Below are 18,578 nucleotides of genomic sequence, written 5' to 3' on the forward strand. Positions count from 1 at the left end.
CCAAGGTCTGGTACTTGGGCGGCCATGCGTAGCCCCGCAGCCCCCGAACCGCGGCGGCAGGCGCTCCTAGGTGAGACGGAACATGCAGCAGTAGGTGGGGGTGGCGAACGGAATCAGGACGCCCGTGACCACAGCGGTGCGGTTGGTACGGGTGCTGTCCGCGAGGTCGAACTGGGCCGGGCTGTTCGCCGGATAGAACTGGGCGGTTCCGCCACTGAAGGGATCCCCGTGCAGGTGCGGCGCAGATTCCTCGCCGATGCCGGTGAAGTACGGGAGAAGCTTGTCGAAGGAGACGAGGTCGGCGAGCTGTGCCGTGGTTGCCTCCTGATCCATGTGATGTGCCAGATGACCCGTGGGTCGTACTGCGTGTCAGCGGTGTCACTCAGCGGGGTGCTGCCCAGCTCCGGACAGCAAGAGATCAGGCATGGCGCGTTCCTTGTTCTCCACCGCGCCTGCTGTTCTGGGCCTACAATCCGAGCTTGCCGGTCACGGTCGCCACGATCACGCCTGCTGCGACAGGGACAACGTTCAGTCGGCCTCAGCTGCATCACCCGCATCAGTTCCACGGAGTGGGGTGCTGCCCCCGCGGCTCGGTTACGGGGGCCCAATTCGGCAGACCCGCGCCGCCGTGGAGGGCCATTGCGCCGATGCGCCCCCTGCACGCCCGGTCATCCCTCGGTTAGGCTGTACTTACCCAAGGTGACGGGAGGAGACGTTCCGTGACAGCCTCCGTGACAGCCGACAGCGCCGCCCGCCCGGCCGAGGCGGCAGGGGTCCCCCGACGCATCGTCACCCGGCTCGGTGTGACCGGGCACCGTGCGATCCCGTCGTCCGTACTGCCCTTCGTGCGCACCGCCCTGCGGCTCCAACTCAGCCGGACCGGCGTGGCGTTGGAGGCGCTCAGCTGTCTCGCGGCCGGTGCGGACCAGTTGTTCGCGGACCTTGCCCTCGCCCATGGCGTCCCGGTGACGGCCGTGATCCCGGGCATGGACTACGAGGCCCACCTGGGTGACGACGCGGCGCAGGCGTCGTACCGCAGGATCCTGCGGTCCTGTGCGCACCGCGTCGACCTGCCCGTCCAGCCCACGCACGAGGAGGCGTACTTCGCGGCGGGCCGGTGGATCGTGGAGCACTCCGACGAACTGCTCGCCGTGTGGGACGGCCGTCCGGCGCGCGGGCTCGGCGGCACCGGTGACGTGGTGGCCCACGCGCGGCGCCTCGGCGTGCCGGTGACGGTGCTGTGGCCGGAGGGGGCGCTGCGGGACTGACCGCGCGCGAAGGTCCGGCCTCAGGTGCCGAACCGCACCAGCCACTCCGTGTGGGCCGGCGACATCAGGCGCTCCGCCTCCCCGACCGCCTCGGCCCAGCCCGCCTCCGTGACCGTGGTCGACATGGCGATCCGGGCGGTCTCCAGGTCCTGTTCGATGAGCGAGTGCGCGTACGTCAGCGGGCCGTGCCGCCGTACCTCCTGCCAGGCGACGCCCGCCGCGGCGGCCGCGCTGAGCAGGCCCGCGAGGTCCGCGCCGCCGAGCAGGCCGACGGTCCTGAGCAGGGCGGCGGCCAGGGCGAGCAGGGTCAGCGCGGCGGTGACGGCCGACCAGCGGGCGGCGGCGCGGTGCGCCCGGGAGGCCCGGTTCTTGTACCAGACCGTCTGCTCCAGCAGCCGGTCGCGCAGATAGAGGTCCCGGCGCGCCGCGAACGACTTGGCGCGCTCGGCGCGCATCCGCGGCGTGATCTGGCCCCGCCCCCGTTCCCCGGCCCCGTCGCGGGAGTCCTCCCAGCCGCAGGCGCGCAGTTCGCGCAGCCGCTCCTCCAGACGCTCCGCGAACACCGCGTCCGGGTCGGCGACGGCGGAGTGGAAGGGGCCCCCGTGCGCCATGTACTGCCAGGCCAGCGACTTCAGCAGCTCGGCGGCGGCCCGGTGCGCCTGCCAGTGGGCGCGGGACCGCCGCCGCGAGGTGTTCAGGCCGAGGACGATCGTCAGCGCGTACAGCAGCGCGGCGAGCACCGCCATGACGTGGCCGGACGCCTGCTCGGTCAGGACGGCGGCCGTGGTGGCGAGCAGCAGCACGAGCAGATGCGTCCGCACGGCCCGGAACGAGTCACTCTGGTGGTGCAACGCCCACTGGTCACTCACCTGGAACAGCGGTGGCAGATCCCGTTCGCCCAGCGTGGTGCTCGGTACCGGAGTGGTAGCGGCCCCCATGACGCCCCCCGAATGCCCTGCGCGCCCCCGAAGGCTTTCGCGCGCCCCCGAAAAACAGGTCTGAGACATCAATGAGTACGGAAACCCGGCCCGTGCACAAGAGGTTCGCACGGCATTCCTGGTATAGGGTCCGCACCATCGGGACCAGTCTCGGTTCCGCGAGCCCGAACCGGAGCGACGAAACAATCATGACGACCACCTCGACGCAGTTGCGCAACCCGGCGCCGGCCGCCCGGCACACCCCCCTGGCGGACATCGACCCGTACGCGGCCTCCACGGCGCGCGACACGGGCCGCGTGACCGACGCCCCCGACCACCGGTCGAGCCGGTCGGTCACGTTCAACTCGGCGGCCTGACCGGGCAGCACGCCACGGCAACGTCACCCGGACGTGGGTGCGTCGGCCCCGGCGCGCGCCGCCCGTACCCACGTCAGTGCGCTGACAGAGCGTCAATGTTCGTCGTCGTCATGTTGTTTGGGGCCCGCCGGGGGCGGGAGGTCTGACAGACTGCCTCCGGTGACGATCCAGTCGCCCGACAGCCCACCCCTGAGACAGCTGGTCCTCAAGATCCACAGCAGGTGCGATCTGCTCTGCGACCACTGTTACGTGTACCAGCACGCCGACCAGAGCTGGCGGTCCCGCCCCACCTTCATCCGCCCGGGAACCGTCCGTGCCGTCGCCGGGCGGCTGGCCGAGTACACCCGGGCACGGGCGCTGGAGTCCGTCTCGGTGATCCTGCACGGCGGGGAGCCGCTGCTGGTCGGGCCCGCCCGGTTACGGGACATCTGCGCCGAGCTCACCCGGGCCCTCGCCCCGCTGACCGCCCTCGACCTGCGCATGCACACCAACGCGGTCACCCTGAACCGGCGGCACCTGGACGTCTGCCGGGAGTTCGGGGTCCAGGTGAGCGTCTCGCTCGACGGCGACCGCGCGGCCAACGACCGGCACCGCCTCGACCGCAGGGGCCGCAGCAGCTTCGACCGGGTGGTCCGCGGCATCCGGCTGCTCCAGGAACCGGAGTACCGTCACCTGTTCAGCGGGATCCTGTGCACCGTGGACGTGGCGAACGACCCCGTCGCCGTGCACGACGCCCTCACCGAACTCGCCCCGCCGCGGATCGACTACCTGCTTCCGCACTCCACCTGGGACAGCCCGCCGCCCCACCCGGACAAGACCGCCACCCCGGACGGGACCGCCACCCCGTACGCCGACTGGCTGCTCGCGGTGTTCGACCGCTGGGAGGAACAGGGCCGCCCGATGCCGGTGCGGACCTTCGACTCGGTGCTCAGCACCCTGCGCGGCGGGCCGCCCCTGACCGAGGCGATGGGGCTGGCGCCCAGCGACCTCGCCGTGATCGAGACGGACGGCACCTTCGAACAGGCCGACTGGCTGAAGATCGCGTTCGCCGGGGCGCCGGAGACCGGATACGACGTCTTCCGGCACGGCTTCGCGGAGTTCGCCGCGCATCCCGGGGTGCGGGCACGGCAGCAGGGGGTCGAGGGGATCAGCGAGACCTGCCGCCGCTGCCCGGTGGTGCGGTCCTGCGGCGGCGGGCTGTACGGGCACCGGTACCGCGCGGAGAACGGCTTCGACAACCCCAGCGTCTTCTGTGGCGACCTGCGCTCGCTGGTGGAGGGCATCGCCGACCGCGTGACCGACCGTTCCTTCGCCCCGGCCGTGCTGAGCCAGGACCGGCTCGGCTGGGCACAGCTGGAGCTGGACCGCCTGCTGCTGCGGCGGACCCGGCAGCAGCTGGTGGCCGAGCCCGACGCGGCGGAGGCCTGGCGGCTGCTGCTGGCCCTGGACGCCGACCCCGAGACCTCCCCACGGCTCGACGAGGTGCTCGCCCACCCGTATGTGCGCACCGGCCTTAGGCGCTCCCTGCGCGGCCCCGCCGACACGGCCCGGTTCATGTCGCTGACCGCCGCGGCGGCCCTGCGCGCGGGATGGTCCGCCACGCTGTCCTGGGACCAGCCCGGCACCCGGCTGCACCTGCCCACCTGGGGCACCTACCGGCTGGCCGCCCCCGGCCGCGTCGAGGTGACCGTGGCGCCGGACGCCTTCCGGGTGCGCGGCGCCGGCGAACCGACCGCACAGGACGGCGAGGACGACGCGTACACCAGGGACCGTGAGGACGGCTGGGTCCGCACGGACCACGCGGACACTGGGGACCGCGCGAGCACCGGACACCGTGCGGACACCGAACACCGCGAGGACGCCGGGGACCGCGAGGACGGCTCGGTTGGCAGGGACCACGCGCACACCAGGGACCGCGCGTACACCGGGGACGGTGCGCTCAGCGGGTCTGTCCAGGACGGCTGGGTCCGGCTGGACGGGGCCCCCGCCGCCAGCCGCTGGCGCCCGCTCGGCCGCCTGCTGGCCCAGGACGGCCCGCTCGTCGACGACGCCGACCCCTACCGCGACTGCTATCCGGCCGGCGTCGCCCCGCCGCTCACGAGCGGTGACTTCGTGGAGCGGCTCGGCCGGGCCTACGAACTGCTCGGCAAGGACGCGTCCGGCCCGCGCGCCGACCCGGACGCGTTCCGGCCCACCGTGCTCACCCCGCTGGAGGCGGGCAGCGGACTGCTGCTCGGTGCGCACGGGTTCGGGGCGCTGGGCGTCGCGGTGGACGTGACCCCGGAGGAGTTCGCCCGGGAACTCCCGCGCATCGGCCGCCGGGCCAGGCTCACCGCCCTGCGCGAGACGGCCGACCTGCACCGGCCGGGCAGCCCCGCGAGCGACCTGCTGGACCGCGCGGACGACGAGCTGGGCCGGGCGGCGTACCCGGCGGCGGCCCGCGCCCTCACCGCGCTCACCCTGCTGCCGGAGTCCGAACTGACCGCGACCGGAGCCGTACTGGTGGCCCGGATGTGGTCGCAGTGGGCGGCCCGTCGTGACTGAACAGCCGTGCGCCACCGCCGGCGACACGGCGCGAAAAGCCGAACTGGCAGAGCTGTTCGGCTCGTTGGGTGTGCGACGGAGCGGGGTGCTGATGGTGCACGCCTCGCTGAGCGGCACCGGGACCGCCCCGGAGCTGGTCCGGGACGCGCTGCGGGCCGCGCTCGGCCCCGCGGGCACCCTGGTCGTGCCCGCGTTCACCCCGGAGAACTCCGACACCTCCCGGGCCCACCTGGAGGCCGTCGCGGGCATGAGCGAGCGGGAGGCGGCCGAGTACCGCGCCGCGATGGCGCCGTTCGACCCGGACGCCACCGAGTGCCCGACGATGGGCGCGCTCGCCGAGTGCGTACGGTCGACGCCCGGTGCCGTGCGCAGCGCGCATCCGCAGACCTCGCTCGCCGGACTCGGCCCGCAGGCACCGAAGTTGCTCAGGAGGCATCCGCTGCGCAGCCACCTCGGCAGGCTCTCCCCGATGGCGCGGCTGTACCGTGCCGACGCGCAGATCCTGCTGCTGCGGGTCGGGTTCGAGGTGTGCAGCGCGTTCCACTACGCCGAGTACCTGATGCGGCCGAGGCCGCCCCGGCGCGTGTACCGGTGCGTGGTGGGGGACAAGGGGAACTGGGTCCCGTACCGTGATCTCTCCCTGGACGACAGCGACTTCGGTGAGATCGGCGCCCGGCTGCCGGGCGGGCTGCTGACCGCGGCCGAGTGGGCGGCGAAGCCGGTCGTGCTGTGCTCCATGCGGGACGTGGTGAGACACGCCAAGGGTCAGATGTCTGGATATCGACGGGCTTTGGCCTGAAAACAGTGAACCGGAAGCGGGGTCCTTCGGGCACATTGTTGAGTCCGGCTCAGGCGTTGACGACGGGGGCGGTCCAGCGGCTTGCCGAGGGCCAGGGAGACGTGCGGACATGGGGGAACGGGTGCAGAATCGGGCTCCGGACAACCGGCCCTACTTCTTCCTGTCGTACGCCCACACCCCGCAGTGGAGCCCGGACAGCGGGGACCCGGACCACTGGGTGCGGGTGCTGTTCAACGACCTGTGCAGCCACATCATGGCGCTCACCGACCTGCCCGCCGGATCCCAGGCCGGCTTCATGGACCGGGACATGCGCTCCGGGGAGGGCTGGCCCGAGAAGCTGAGCGAGAACCTCGCCACCTGCCGGGTGTTCGTGCCGCTGTTCTCGCCGCGCTACTTCTCCAGCGAGATGTGCGGCCGCGAGTGGTACGCGTTCCACGAGCGGATGCTGAACGCCCGCACCAACGGGACGGCGACCGCGTCGGCCATCGTGCCCGCCCTGTGGACCCGGGTCGACATGGGCGAACTCCCGGACTCGGTACGGCGCATCCACGTCGAGGACACCTCGTCCGGCGGACGGTACCTGAGCAGCGGCATCTACGGGCTGATCAAGCTCAGCCGGCTGCGCGACGAGTACGACGAGACCGTGTACGGCCTGGCCGAACGGATCGTCCAGGCGGCCCGCGAGTCCCGGTTGCCGCCCGGCCGCCCGCGGGACTACGAGAGCACGCCGAGCGCCTTCAAACCGCCCGGCACCGGGCCCCGGCACATCCGGCTGACCGTGGCCGCGCCCACCGAGGACAGCGTCCCGCACACCCGTGACCCCGGGCCCTACGGGGACGACGCGCTGGACTGGAACCCGTACCAGACCGAGTCGACCCGGTCGCTGTCCACGCACGCCGAGGAGCTGATCCGCTCCCTGGACTACCGGGTGAGCGTCGTCGCCTTCGACGACGAGAGCCCCGGCGAGGAGACGCAGGCGGCCGGGGACCGGCAGCCCGGGATCCTGCTCGTGGACCAGTGGGCGTTGACCGACGAGGAACGCCGCAGCAGGCTGAAGACGTTCGACGCGTACGCCCGCCCGTGGGTGAGCGCGATCGTGCCGCGCTGCCGCGCCGACCTGCAGAACCACGGCGAGCAGGGGCGCCGGCTCGCCGAGGAGCTGGAGCGGGTGATGCCGACCATCCTGGAACGGGCGCGGCGCGGCGACGCCCGGCTCGCCGTCAACGGCGTCCCCACGCTCAAGGCCTTCACCAGGGTGCTGCCCGAGGTGGTGGCGTACACGACCAGGCAGTACCTGAAGAACGCGGAGGTCCGACTGCCGCCGGGCCCGGACATCCCCAGGCCCCGCCTGGCGGACCCCTACCAGCCGTCCGACCCCGACGCGGGCGACGAACCCGGAGGAGACGCATGACGGCCGCACCGGACGGACGCATCATCACCTTCTACTCGTACAAGGGCGGTACCGGACGGACGATGGCGCTCGCCAACACGGCATGGATCCTCGCCGCCAACGGCAAACGCGTCCTCGCCGTGGACTGGGACCTGGAGGCACCCGGCCTGGACCGCTTCTTCCACCCGTTCCTGGACCCCAACGTGCTCGCCGCCACCGGGGGCGTCCTGAACATCCTCCAGGACTACGCCTGGGCGGCCACGGACGGCATCACCCGCTCGGGACCCTGGCACCTGGAATACGCGGACGTGGAGCAGCACGCCGTGTCGCTCTCCCCCGAGCGGCAGGGACTCGGCTTCGAGAACGGCGGCGCGCTCGACTTCCTCTCCGCGGGGAAGCAGTTCCGCGCCTACTCGGGCACGGCGTCCTCCCTGGAGTGGGACAACTTCTACGACCGGCTGCGCGGCGGCATGTTCCTGGAGGCACTGCGCGACAGCATGAAACGGTCGTACGACTACGTGCTGATCGACTCGCGCACCGGGCGCTCCGACACCGCGGACATCTGCACCCTTCAGATGCCCGACGTCCTCGTGGACTGCTTCACCTTCAGCGACCAGGCCCTCGACGGCGCCGCGGACGTGGCGTACAGCGTCGGCGACGAGCACCGCAACCGGCGGATCCGGGTGCTGCCGGTGCCGATGCGCGTGGACGACGGCGAGAAGGACAAGGTGGAGGCGGGCCGCGCGCTGGCCCGGGCGAAGTTCGCCGGACTGCCGAAGGGGCCGGGCGGGGAGCGCCTCAGCGCCGACGAGATCACCGCCTACTGGGGCAGCGTCGAGATCCCGTACAAGCCGTACTACGCGTACGAGGAGACGCTCGCCGTCGTCGGGGACAAGAAGGGCGACCCGAAGTCGCTGCTGGCCGCCTTCGAACGGCTCACCGCGTTCATCACCGACAACGAGGTCACCGCGCTGCCGCAGATCCCGGACGCGGTACGGCTGCGCTGCCGGGACGCGTTCATCCGGCGGCGGCCGCAGACCACCGCGATGCAGGTGGCCATCGTGTACGCGGCGGAGAACCGGATGTGGGCCGACTGGGCCGAGTCGCTGCTGAAACGGGCCGGCTGCACCGTCGCGCTGCACGACCTGACCGCCGGACCGCTGGACCGTGCCGCCCCCGGCACCCGCGTGCTCGTGCTGTGGTCCAAGGCGCTGTACGGCTCCCGGCACACCGCGCTGCTGCCGGGCCCGGCGGTGGGCGCCGACAGCCCGGCGGGCACCCTGATCCCGGTCCAGGTCGACGACGTCCCGCCACCGGAGTCGTACCGGCACCAGGCCGACGTCGTCGACCTGCACGGCCGCGACGAAGCGGGCTGCGAGAGCGTGCTGCTCGGCGCGCTCGAACTGCCCGCGCAGCTGCCCAAGGGCGGACCCGCCGCGCCCCGGTTCCCCGGCCACGTCCCCGACCACTGGAACGTGCCGCAGCGCAACAGCACCTTCACCGGCCGGGGTTACATCCTGGAGAAGGTGCGGGAGCAGCTGCGCAGCGGCATGACCGCGGTACTGCCCCAGCACCAGGCGCTGTTCGGGATGGGCGGGGTCGGCAAGACCCAGATCGCGCTGGAGTACGTGCACCGGTTCAGCGCCGACTACGACCTGGTGTGGTGGGTGCCGGCCGAGAACGTCGACAACGTGGTGGCCTCGCTCGCCGAACTCGGCGCCCGCATCGGCGCCCCCGGCGGCGAGGACATGGCGCTGGCCAGCAAGGAAACCGTCCGCATGCTGTCGCGCGGCAACCCGACCAAGCGGTGGATCCTCGTCTTCGACAACGCCGACGACCCCGACGACCTCACCGGCTACCTGCCCACCACCGGCGGCGGCCACATCCTGGTCACCTCCCGCAACCAGGCCTGGTCGGACAGGGGCGAGACCCTGCCGGTCGACGTCTTCCAGCGGCAGGAGAGCGTCGAGCACCTGTCCCGGCGCGCCCCCGGCCTCTCCCCGGCGGAGGCCGACCAGGTCGCGGAGGCCGTGGGCGACCTGCCGCTCGCGGTGGAACAGGCGGGCGCCTGGCTGGCCGAGACGGCCATGCCGACGGCCGAGTACCTGCGCCGCCTCACCGAGGAGACCGCCGCGGTGATGGGGCTCAACCAGCCCTCGGACTACCCCGAGACGGTGGCCGCCACCTGGAACATCTCCATCGAGCGGCTCAAGGAGCGCTCGCCCGCGTCGGTACGGCTGCTGCAGCTGTGCGCGTTCCTCGCCGCCGAGCCGATCTCCTCCAAGCTGCTCTACGACAGCGACGAGATGCTCGGCGCCCTGCGCCCCTTCGACGCCACCCTGACGGAGAGCCTGCTCATCGGCCAGCTGGTGCGGGAGATCGGCCAGCTCGCCCTGGCCAAGGTCGACCAGATCTCCCGTTCCATCCAGGTGCACCGCCTGGTGCAGGCGGTGATCCGCTCCCAGATGACGGAGGACGACCGGCGCCGGGCCCGGCACACGGTGCACGAGATCCTCCGGGGAGCCCGCCCCAAGGGCGACGAACCCACCGACAACCGCGAGAACTGGCCGCAGTTCGACATCATCTGGCCGCACCTCACCGCCTCCGACATCCGCAACTGCACGGAGGCGGAGCCCCGCAGGCTGCTCATCGACCGCGTCCGCTACCTGTGGAAGCGCGGTGAGTTCCCCCGCGCGCAGCGGCTCGCCGAGGAACTCCTCGCCCACTGGAAGGAACCCCTCGGCGAGAACGACGAGCAGTATCTGTACCTGCGCTGCCAGCTCGCCAACGTGCTGCGCTCCCAGGGCCTGTACGTCGAGGCGCGGGAGATGGACGACGACGTGCTCGACCGGCAGCGCCGGCTGCTCGGCGACCGGCACCCGCACAGGTTCATCACCACCTCCGGCCTCTCCAGCGACCTCGCGGCGCTGGGCGAGTACACGAAGGCGGTGGAGCTGGCGAAGGAGGCGCACGACGGCTTCAGCGACCTCTTCTACGAGGCCCACCCGCGCACCCTGAACGCCGCCAACAACCTCGCCCTGGCGCTGCGCATGGTCGGCAGGTACCGGGACGCCCGGGGGATCGACGAGGTCACGCTCGCCCGCCGCACCCAGGTGCACGGCGCCGACCACATCTACACCCTGTCGTCCGCCGAGAACCTCGGCCGCGACCTGCGCGAGGTCGGCGAGTACACGGCGTCGGTGGCGGTGCTGTCGCGGGCGTACGACCAGCACAAGCGGGTCCTCGGCAAGGAGTTCCCCGGCACCCTGCGGTGCGCGAAGTCGCTCGCGGTGTCGCTGCGCCGGGCGGGCGAGCTGGAGGACGCGCGGCGGCTGACGGCGGCGACCCTGGAGCAGTACCGGGCGCAGTACACCGCGCCCACCCCGGACTCGCTCGCCTGCGAACTGAACCTGGCCGCCGACCTGTTCGCCGCCGAGGACCCGGAGGCCGCGCGGGACGTCGCGCAGAAGGTGCTCACCGAGTACGTGAAGAAGCCCGGCGAGGCCCACCCCTACACCCAGACCGCGATGAACAACCTCGGCGTCTTCCACTGGGGCTGCGGTGACCGGGACCAGGCCGAAGAGGTGTTCCGCAAGGTGCTGGAGCGGATGACCGAGGTGCTCGGCGCCCACCACCCGCACACCCAGTTCTGCTCCGCCAACTACGCCATCGTGCTCGCCGAGACCGGGCGTCTGGAGGAGGCCTGGGAGCGGGAGAGGCACAGCGCCGACGCGCTCCGCGCCGACCTCGGCGCCCAGCACCCCGAGGCGCTGGCCGTGGTCAGCAACAGCGCCGTCACCCTGGGCGCCCTCGGTCGCACGGAGGAGGCCCGCGCCCTGCGCGAGGACGTCGTCAGGAGGCTGAAGGGGCTGCGCCAGCAGCTCGGCGAGAACAACGGCATCACCCGCTACGCGGTGGAGGAACGGCGGGTGTACCGGGACCTGGAGCCGCTGGCGGTGTGAGCGGGCCCCGGAATCCGCCGGGCGGGCGGGGAGGCCGTCAGTCCGGTGTCCCCGCCAGCAGCCAGTCCAGTACGCCGGGCAGGGCGCGCAGGGACCCGAAGTGGGCCGCCGTGGGTTCCAGGACGGCCTGGGCGCGCGGGATGCGGGCGGCCAGCCAGGAGAAGTGGGAGGCGGGCGAGAACACGTCCTTCGCGCCGTGCCACAGCAGCACCGGCACCCCGATGTGCGCCGGGTCGAAGCCCCACGGACGGGTCAGCGCGAACGCGTCGTCGATCCAGCCGTACGGCGAGGTGCGCAACGCCTCGTGGTAGGTGCGCAGCAGCATCGAGCGGATGCTGCTGTCGGAGACGATCAGCCGGTCCTCGTCGGTCAGGTCCGAGCGCAGGTCCTCCAGCAGCCGTGCCGGGTTGCTGCGGATGTCGGCCGAGCGGGGGATGATCCCGGCCGCGTAGCCCTCCGGGTCGGTGACGGCCGTGTGGAACTCCCGGACGTTGAAGGGTGTCATCCCGGCGAACCAGTCGAGCCCCTCGGCGTCCCGCGGCGCGAGTGCCACCAGGGCCGCCGCCCGCGTCACCCGGCCCGGCAGCAGGGCCGCGCAGGCCAGGGCGTGCGGTCCGCCGCCGGAGCGGCCGGCCACCGCGAACCGGTCCAGACCGAGGGCGTCCGCCACGGCCGCCACGTCCTCGACGACGTCCACGACCCGCCGTCCGGGGCGCCGGTCCGAACCCCCGTAGCCGGGCCGGTCGAAGCTGATCAGCCGGGTGCCGTGCTGGTACAGGAACATGGGCCGGGGCCGGGGCCCCACCCTGCTGCCGGGCATGCCGTGCAGCAGGAACACCGGCCGTCCCCGGGGGTCCCCCGACACCTCCACCCGCAGCCGCCGCCCACCCGTCGTGCGCACCAGATCCGGCACCGCCGTGTCCCCCTCCCGCGGCCCTGGCCGGGACCACGTTGCCCCACCATTTCCCACCCGGCCCCCGGGCGAAACGAACGTACGGGTCGACCGGACCGGAACGGCCGCCGACGCCAACTCCACCGCGTCACCGAACAGTTCGGCGCGGTACCGGGTCGAAGGGGGTGCGGCGGTCAGTGGGTGAACCAGCAGCGGATGGTCGTCGCCGACGGTTCCGTGTGGACGCGCACCAGGTCGGCCAGCAGGTTGACCAGGAGGAGGCCGCGGCCGCCGTGCTGGTCCCTGGGGACGGGGCGGCGGCCGGCCAGCGGGTCGGTGAGGCGGCCCTTGTCACGCACCTCGAACGTGACGACGCGCCAGAGCCCGTGACGAACGTCCCGTCCTTCGCATGAGGGACGGGACGTGCCGCGCAGGTGCCTACGCCGGATCCCCCGGGCCGCAGGCCGCGCAGGATCAGGCACGGCTGCTAGTAGGGCAGGATGCGCCCGGAAGGCGTCCTGCGGTCGATCTCCTGCCCCCGGGGAGCGGGGCGACGAACGACGCGTACTCGGATCCGACCGTCCATGACGCCCTCCTCGTGCCGAACCGTGACCGGCACCCGGTGTCCGGTAGGAGGGCTCTGCCCCGCACGTGGCGGATCCAAGCCTCGTGCGGGGCAGCAAAGTTGGCGGGGTCAGGAGAGGCCGAGGCTGGACAGGGCGGTCGTCCAGTCGGTGATGATCGCGTCCTGGGCGTCGGAGAGGCTGACGGTGCCCGCGCAGACGGCCTTCTTGAGCTTGTTCTCGACGGTGTCCTTGTTGGCGGCGGTCTTGGTGCCGTACTCCGGCTCGGGCCAGAGGTTGAGCTCGCTCTTGGGGGCGCCGCCGAGTTCCAGCGGCACGAAGTGGTCCTCCTCGTAGTCGGAGGTGCTGGTGTCCGTGTACCCGTACTCGACGATCTGCTTCTTCTTCAGCGCGGTGGTGTAGGAACTGGACGGCCGTACGGTCGCGGTCCAGCCGGAGACGCAGATGGTGGAGTCGATGGTGCTCTGGGTGACGTCGGGGTTGAGGTCACCGGGCTGGCAACCGGGGTCGGGCAGGGGGAGGTAGGCCTGGCTGCACGACTGGGCGTGCGCCGTGCCGGTGGTGAGGGTGAGGCCCGCGACGGCGAGGGCGAACGCGGAGACGGTGGTCACGAGGGGACGGCGTATTCGGGACATGTGGGGTCTCCCGGGGAGGCGCCCGGTACGGTTTCCGGGCGGACGTGAGCATGACAGCACCGGACCGCTCTATGCGGGTAGACCCCTTTGCCAGGGCAGGGGAATGCTTAGTTGAAGATTGGACTCGTCCGGGGCGACGGGCTGCCAAGTCATGGCTACGGCTTGGTTGTCGAGCACCTGCCGTTCACCTGACCACCGACTCGGCCCGCCCTTCCCGATGAGAGACGTTCGACCAGCCGGACATCGTTCGAAAAGCCTTGACGCCCCCATGGACATCGTTTGACACTCTCGCAACGCGATGTCATCTCCATGTAACGGCAAGGGACTTGCAGGGAGCCCCCCATGACGCACACCGCACGACCCCGTGGCCGCGCGAGACGCCGGGCGGGTCGTCTCGCCGCCCTGGTCGCCGCCGCCACCCTCCTCGCCCTCGCCGGACCGGCGCTCCCGGCGACGGCCGGGGCCGGGCCCGCCGAAGCCGGCGCCCCCACCGACGGCCTCGCCCTCTGGTACCCCCTGGACGGGAGCACGGGCAGCACCGTCCCCGACGCCTCGGGCAACGGCCGCGACGGCACGGTCAACGGCACCGCCGACTGGTCGGCCACCGGCCAGGGCCTCGGCTTCAACGGCTCCGACACCTACGTCAGGGTCCCGGACGACGTCATGAAGGGCATGGCCGCCATCACGGTGTCCATGGACGTGCGCATCGACTCCGCCCAGTCCACCCCGTACTTCCTGTACGGCTTCGGCAACTCCAGCGGCAGCAGCGGCAACGGCTACCTCTTCACCACCGGCAACTCCTTCCGCACCTCCCTCGCCACCGGCAACTGGTCGACGGAGCAGACGACCAGGCCGTCCGACTCCCACGACCTGGCCCGCTCGGTGTGGAAGCACATCGCGTACACCCAGACCGGCACCACCGGCGTGCTCTACGAGGACGGCGCCGAGGTCGGCCGCAACACCTCCGTCACCCTCACGCCCGGCGCCATCGGGTCCGGCAGCACCGTCGCCAACTACATCGGCAGGTCCCTCTACTCCGGCGACAAGCTCTTCAAGGGCCGCATCCGGGACTTCCGGGTCTACGACCGCGCCCTGGACGGCTCCGAGGTGGAGCGGCTCGCCCTCCCTGTGGACACCCGGGGCGTCGCCGACGACAAGGCGGCGCTGAGCCTCGGGGACACCGGTGCGGTGACCGCCGACCTGGACCTGCCGAAGACCGGTACCGCGGGCGGCTCGGCCGTCACCTGGTCCAGCGACCACCCCGGCGTCGTCTCGGCCTCCGGCAAGGTGACCCGGCCCGCCGCCGGCTCCCCCGACGCCCACGCCACCCTCACCGCGACCCTCACCAAGGGCCCGGTCACCGAAACCAAGGCCTTCGACATCACCGTCCTCGCCGACTTCGACGACGCGACCGCCGCCCGGCGGGCCGCCGACGAGCTCACCGTCCACAACCTCGACGACGTCCGCGGCAACCTCACCCTGCCCGCCGACGGCGCCTACGGCACGAAGGTCACCTGGTCCTCCGCCGTCCCGGACGTGGTCTCCGCCGACGGCACGGTCCACCGCCCCGCGCACGGTGCCGGAGCCACCACCGTCGACCTGACCGCGACGGTCACCAAGGGGACGGCCACCGCCACCCGCGCCCTCACCGCCCGCGTCCCCGAACTCCCCGCGCGGCAGGCCCTCAAGGGCTACATGTTCAGCTACTTCACCGGCGAGGGCACCGCCGACGGCGAACAGCTCCACGCCGCCCTCAGCAAGGGGAACGACCCGCTGAACTGGCGGGAGCTGAACGACGGCAAGCCCGTCCTCACCTCCACGCTCGGCGAGAAGGGCCTGCGCGACCCGTTCATCATCCGCTCCCCGGAGGGCGACAAGTTCTACCAGATCGCCACCGACCTCAGGATCTACGGCAACGGCGACTGGGACGCCGCCCAGCGCACCGGCAGCAAGTCGATCATGGTCTGGGAGTCCACCGACCTCGTCCACTGGACCGACCAGCGGCTGGTGAAGATCTCCCCCGACAGCGCGGGCAACACCTGGGCCCCGGAGGCCTTCTACGACGCCAAGCTCGGCGAGTACGTCGTGTTCTGGGCGTCGAAGCTGTACGACGACGCCGCGCACTCCGGCGACACGTACAACCGGATGATGTACGCCACCACCCGGGATTTCTACACCTTCAGCGAGCCCAGGGTGTGGATCGACCGCGGCTGGTCGGTCATCGACTCCACGATGATCCAGAAGGACGGCACCTACTACCGGCTCTCCAAGGACGAGCGCAACAACAGCTCCTCGACCCCCAACAGCAAGTTCGTCTTCGAGGAGAAGAGCGACTCGATCCTCGGGGCCGACTGGACGCCGGTCGCCGAGGGCATCGGCAAGGGGGCGATGAACGCGGCCGAGGGGCCGTTGGTCTTCAAGTCGAACACCGAGGACAGGTGGTACGCGTTCCTGGACGAGTTCGGGGGCCGCGGGTACATCCCGTTCGAGACCACCGATCTCGACTCCGGGGCCTGGACCCCGGTCGCGCACTACGACCTGCCCGCCAGGCCCCGCCACGGCACCGTGCTCCCGGTCACCCAGGCCGAGTACGACCGACTGCTCCGCGCCTATCAGCCCGACCAGTTGGTGGAGAGCGTGAAGGGCGTGCAGGTGAAGACGAGGACCGGGCAGGCCCCGGTCCTGCCCGCCACCGTCATCGCCTCCTACGCCGACGGCGTCGACCGGCCCGCGGCCGTCACCTGGGACGACGTCCCGGCGTCCGCGTACGCGCGGCCCGGCACCTTCACCGTCACCGGCAGCCTCCCGGACGGCACCGCCCTCCCGGTGCGGGCCGAGGTCACCGTGTCGGACGAGAGCCCCGACGTCCCGGCCGACCTGCTGCTGCACTACGACTTCGACGAGACCGGCGGCACCATCGCCGTCGACTCCAGCGGGCACGGCCATCACGGCACGTACGTCCGCACGCCCGCCTTCGGTACGGGGGTCAAGGGCGGCTCCTTCAAGATGTCGGGGGACGCCACGAGTTCGCCGTACGTGAAGATCCCGAACGGGGTGCTGAAGGACGCCGACAGCGTGACCGTGTCGACCTACGCCAAGTGGCAGGGCGGCAACAGCTTCCAGTGGCTGTTCGGGCTGGGCCCCGACAGCGACACGTACCTCTTCGCCACTCCGTCCAACGGCGGCTCCAGCCTCTACTCGGCCATCACCAAGGCGAGTTGGTCGGCCGAGTCGAAGCTGACGGCCGGCTCGCAGCTCACGCCCGGCCAGTGGAAGCACGTCACCGTCACCCTCGACGGCGCCACCGGCACGATGGTCCTCTACGTCGACGGCGTCCAGGCGGCCCGCACCACGACCACCGTCAAGCCGTCCGAGCTGTACGACGCGAGCAAGGACTACTCCGGCTACATCGGCCGCTCGCTGTACTCCGCCGATCCCTACTTCGCCGGCGAGGTCGACGACTTCCGCATCTACGACCGGGCGCTGTCCGCGGCCGAAGTGATGGAGCTCAGCGGCAACACCGCGGGGATCGCCAAGGTGGCCCAGGCCGGCCTGAAGGTCGACGCCGTCGTGGACGACGCGGACGGCAGGATCACGCTGCCGATGACCGAGGGCACCGATCTCACCTCGCTGGCGCCGGAGTTCACCCTCGCCCACGGCGCCGCCATCAGCCCGGCCTCCGGGAGCGCCCGGGACTTCAGCAAGCCGGTGACCTACGAGGTGACGGGCTCCGACGGCAGGAAGCGCACCTGGACGGTCTCGGCGCTCGTCATGAAGAGCCCGGTGCTGCCGGGGCTGAACGCCGACCCGAACATCGTCCGCTTCGGCGACACCTTCTACCTCTACCCGACCACCGACGGCTACGACGGCTGGAGCGGGACGCGGTTCAAGGCGTACTCCTCCACCGACCTCGTCCACTGGACGGACCGCGGGGTCATCCTCGACCTGGGCCCGGACGTCAGCTGGGCGGACAGCAGGGCGTGGGCGCCGACGATCGCCGAGAAGGACGGGAAGTACTACTTCTACTTCTGCGCGGACGCGAACATCGGGGTGGCGGTGGCCGACTCACCGACCGGCCCCTTCAAGGACGCCCTCGGCAAACCGCTCCTCAAGTCCGGTGACTTCAGCGGACAGATGATCGACCCGGCCGTCTTCACCGACGACGACGGGCAGTCGTACCTCTACTTCGGCAACGGCCACGCCTACGTGGTCCCGCTGAACGCCGACATGACGTCCCTCGACCCCGCGAAGGTCCGGGACATCACGCCGAGCGGCTACACCGAGGGCTCGTTCGTCATCAAGCGCAACGGCGTCTACTACTTCATGTGGTCCGAGAACGACACGCGGGACGAGAACTACCGCGTCGCCTACGCCACCGGCCCCTCCCCCACCGGCCCCTGGACCAAGCGGGGCGTGATCCTCTCCAAGGACCTCTCCCTCGGCATCAAGGGCACCGGCCACCACAGCGTCGTACACGTCCCGAACACCGACGACTGGTACATCGCCTACCACCGCTTCGCCATCCCGGGCGGCGACGGCACGCACCGTGAAACGACCGTCGACAAGCTGGAGTTCGACGCGAACGGGCTGATCAGGCCGGTCGTGCCGACGCTCACGAGCATCGACCCGGTGACGGTCGTGCACGCGGGCCCGGACGCCGGCGGCACGGAAGGCGCCGCGATCACGCTCGCCGGCACGGTGTCGGGAGCCGGTCCCGCCAGGTGGACCCTGCCCGCGGGTGCCCCCTGCGCGGTCGCCGACCCGGCAGCCGCCGCGACCACCGTCACCTGCACCGACAACGGCGCCTTCACCCTCACCCTGACCGGCGGCCGCAGCACCGACACCACCACGGTGACCGTCGCCAACGCCCCGCCCGCCGTCACCGGCGTCCGCGGCCACGGCGACCGGCACGTGACCCTCGCCGTCCGCTTCACCGACCCGGGCAGCTCCGACACCCACACCTGCACCGTCGACTGGAAGGACGGCAGCCGCCCGGCGAAGGGCCGGATCAGCGGCGCCGACTGCCTGGCCGAGCACCTCTACCGCAGGCCGGGCGGCCACCGCCCGGTGGTCACGGTCGCCGACGACGACGGGGGCACGGCCACCGTGACGGTGCCCACCGGACCACGGCACCCCGCGACCCCACGGCCGCGTCACACCTGAACCACGGCCGCGCCCCCGCACCGTACGACCGCCCACTCTTCGTACAG

The 18,578-nt window shown here is 71.8% G+C and carries 11 protein-coding genes and 1 pseudogene; 7 read left to right on the plus strand and 5 right to left on the minus strand.

The features are described 5' to 3' along the window. Positions 1 to 66: 66 nt before the first annotated feature. A complete protein-coding gene (locus AB0958_RS13005) occupies positions 67 to 333 on the minus strand; it encodes a hypothetical protein (protein ID WP_366890448.1) in 267 nt (88 codons plus the stop codon). Positions 334 to 785: 452 nt separating this feature from the next. Here AB0958_RS13005 and AB0958_RS13010 point away from each other — a divergent pair, with 452 nt between their 5' ends. Then, on the plus strand, positions 786 to 1,268 hold the full coding sequence (locus AB0958_RS13010; protein ID WP_366890483.1) for a hypothetical protein: 483 nt from the start codon (positions 786 to 788) through the stop codon (positions 1,266 to 1,268). 20 nt (positions 1,269 to 1,288) lie between these two features. On the opposite strand, the gene AB0958_RS13015 is transcribed toward AB0958_RS13010, so the two are convergent. Then, on the minus strand, positions 1,289 to 2,206 hold the full coding sequence (locus AB0958_RS13015; protein WP_366890449.1) for a DUF4231 domain-containing protein: 918 nt from the start codon (positions 2,204 to 2,206) through the stop codon (positions 1,289 to 1,291). A gap of 188 nt (positions 2,207 to 2,394) precedes the next feature. Here AB0958_RS13015 and AB0958_RS13020 point away from each other — a divergent pair, with 188 nt between their 5' ends. The 5 genes from AB0958_RS13020 (at position 2,395) to fxsT (ending at position 11,257) form a co-directional block, all read left to right on the plus strand. Continuing rightward, the gene (locus AB0958_RS13020; protein ID WP_360513494.1) at positions 2,395 to 2,562 is read left to right on the plus strand and encodes a hypothetical protein; all 168 of its coding nucleotides are present in this window, start codon (positions 2,395 to 2,397) and stop codon (positions 2,560 to 2,562) included. Between the two features lie 165 nt (positions 2,563 to 2,727). Beyond that, entirely contained in the window at positions 2,728 to 5,106 is a 2,379-nt protein-coding gene (locus AB0958_RS13025) for an FxsB family cyclophane-forming radical SAM/SPASM peptide maturase (RefSeq protein WP_366890484.1), read from the plus strand. Between the two features lie 91 nt (positions 5,107 to 5,197). Then, on the plus strand, positions 5,198 to 5,905 hold the full coding sequence (locus AB0958_RS13030) for an AAC(3) family N-acetyltransferase (protein WP_366890485.1): 708 nt from the start codon (positions 5,198 to 5,200) through the stop codon (positions 5,903 to 5,905). Between the two features lie 109 nt (positions 5,906 to 6,014). Beyond that, entirely contained in the window at positions 6,015 to 7,316 is a 1,302-nt protein-coding gene (locus tag AB0958_RS13035) for a TIR-like protein FxsC (protein ID WP_366890450.1), read from the plus strand. Continuing rightward, on the plus strand, positions 7,313 to 11,257 hold the full coding sequence (fxsT, locus tag AB0958_RS13040) for an FxSxx-COOH system tetratricopeptide repeat protein (RefSeq protein ID WP_366890451.1): 3,945 nt from the start codon (positions 7,313 to 7,315) through the stop codon (positions 11,255 to 11,257). The genes AB0958_RS13035 and fxsT overlap by 4 nt, the downstream gene beginning before the upstream one ends. A gap of 37 nt (positions 11,258 to 11,294) precedes the next feature. Here fxsT and AB0958_RS13045 read toward each other — a convergent pair whose 3' ends face one another. From AB0958_RS13045 to AB0958_RS13055, 3 genes and pseudogenes are all read right to left on the minus strand, one after another. Then, a complete protein-coding gene (locus AB0958_RS13045; RefSeq protein WP_366890452.1) occupies positions 11,295 to 12,170 on the minus strand; it encodes an alpha/beta hydrolase in 876 nt (291 codons plus the stop codon). 173 nt (positions 12,171 to 12,343) lie between these two features. Then, positions 12,344 to 12,511 (minus strand): annotated as a pseudogene (locus AB0958_RS13050) (ATP-binding protein); the annotation flags it as partial. A 332-nt stretch (positions 12,512 to 12,843) separates the two neighbouring features. Continuing rightward, positions 12,844 to 13,368: a hypothetical protein gene (locus AB0958_RS13055; protein WP_366890453.1), complete on the minus strand. Its 525-nt coding sequence runs from the start codon at positions 13,366 to 13,368 to the stop codon at positions 12,844 to 12,846. Positions 13,369 to 13,710: 342 nt separating this feature from the next. Here AB0958_RS13055 and AB0958_RS13060 point away from each other — a divergent pair, with 342 nt between their 5' ends. Further along, on the plus strand, positions 13,711 to 18,531 hold the full coding sequence (locus tag AB0958_RS13060) for a family 43 glycosylhydrolase (protein ID WP_366890454.1): 4,821 nt from the start codon (positions 13,711 to 13,713) through the stop codon (positions 18,529 to 18,531). The last annotated feature ends 47 nt before the right edge of the window (positions 18,532 to 18,578 follow it).

Origin of the sequence: Streptomyces sp. NPDC006655, assembly GCF_040703965.1 — a bacterium.
Lineage (GTDB): Bacteria > Actinomycetota > Actinomycetes > Streptomycetales > Streptomycetaceae > Streptomyces.

Excerpts from the sequence above, each read along its gene's own strand:
- AB0958_RS13005 (WP_366890448.1), bottom strand. The coding sequence starts at position 333 with ATGGATCAGGAGGCAACCACGGCACAGCTCGCCGACCTCGTCTCCTTC.
- AB0958_RS13015 (WP_366890449.1), bottom strand. The coding sequence starts at position 2,206 with ATGGGGGCCGCTACCACTCCGGTACCGAGCACCACGCTGGGCGAACGG.
- AB0958_RS13020 (WP_360513494.1), top strand. The coding sequence starts at position 2,395 with ATGACGACCACCTCGACGCAGTTGCGCAACCCGGCGCCGGCCGCCCGG.
- AB0958_RS13030 (WP_366890485.1), top strand. The coding sequence starts at position 5,198 with ATGGTGCACGCCTCGCTGAGCGGCACCGGGACCGCCCCGGAGCTGGTC.
- AB0958_RS13035 (WP_366890450.1), top strand. The coding sequence starts at position 6,015 with ATGGGGGAACGGGTGCAGAATCGGGCTCCGGACAACCGGCCCTACTTC.
- fxsT (WP_366890451.1), top strand. The coding sequence starts at position 7,313 with ATGACGGCCGCACCGGACGGACGCATCATCACCTTCTACTCGTACAAG.
- AB0958_RS13055 (WP_366890453.1), bottom strand. The coding sequence starts at position 13,368 with ATGTCCCGAATACGCCGTCCCCTCGTGACCACCGTCTCCGCGTTCGCC.
- AB0958_RS13060 (WP_366890454.1), top strand. The coding sequence starts at position 13,711 with ATGACGCACACCGCACGACCCCGTGGCCGCGCGAGACGCCGGGCGGGT.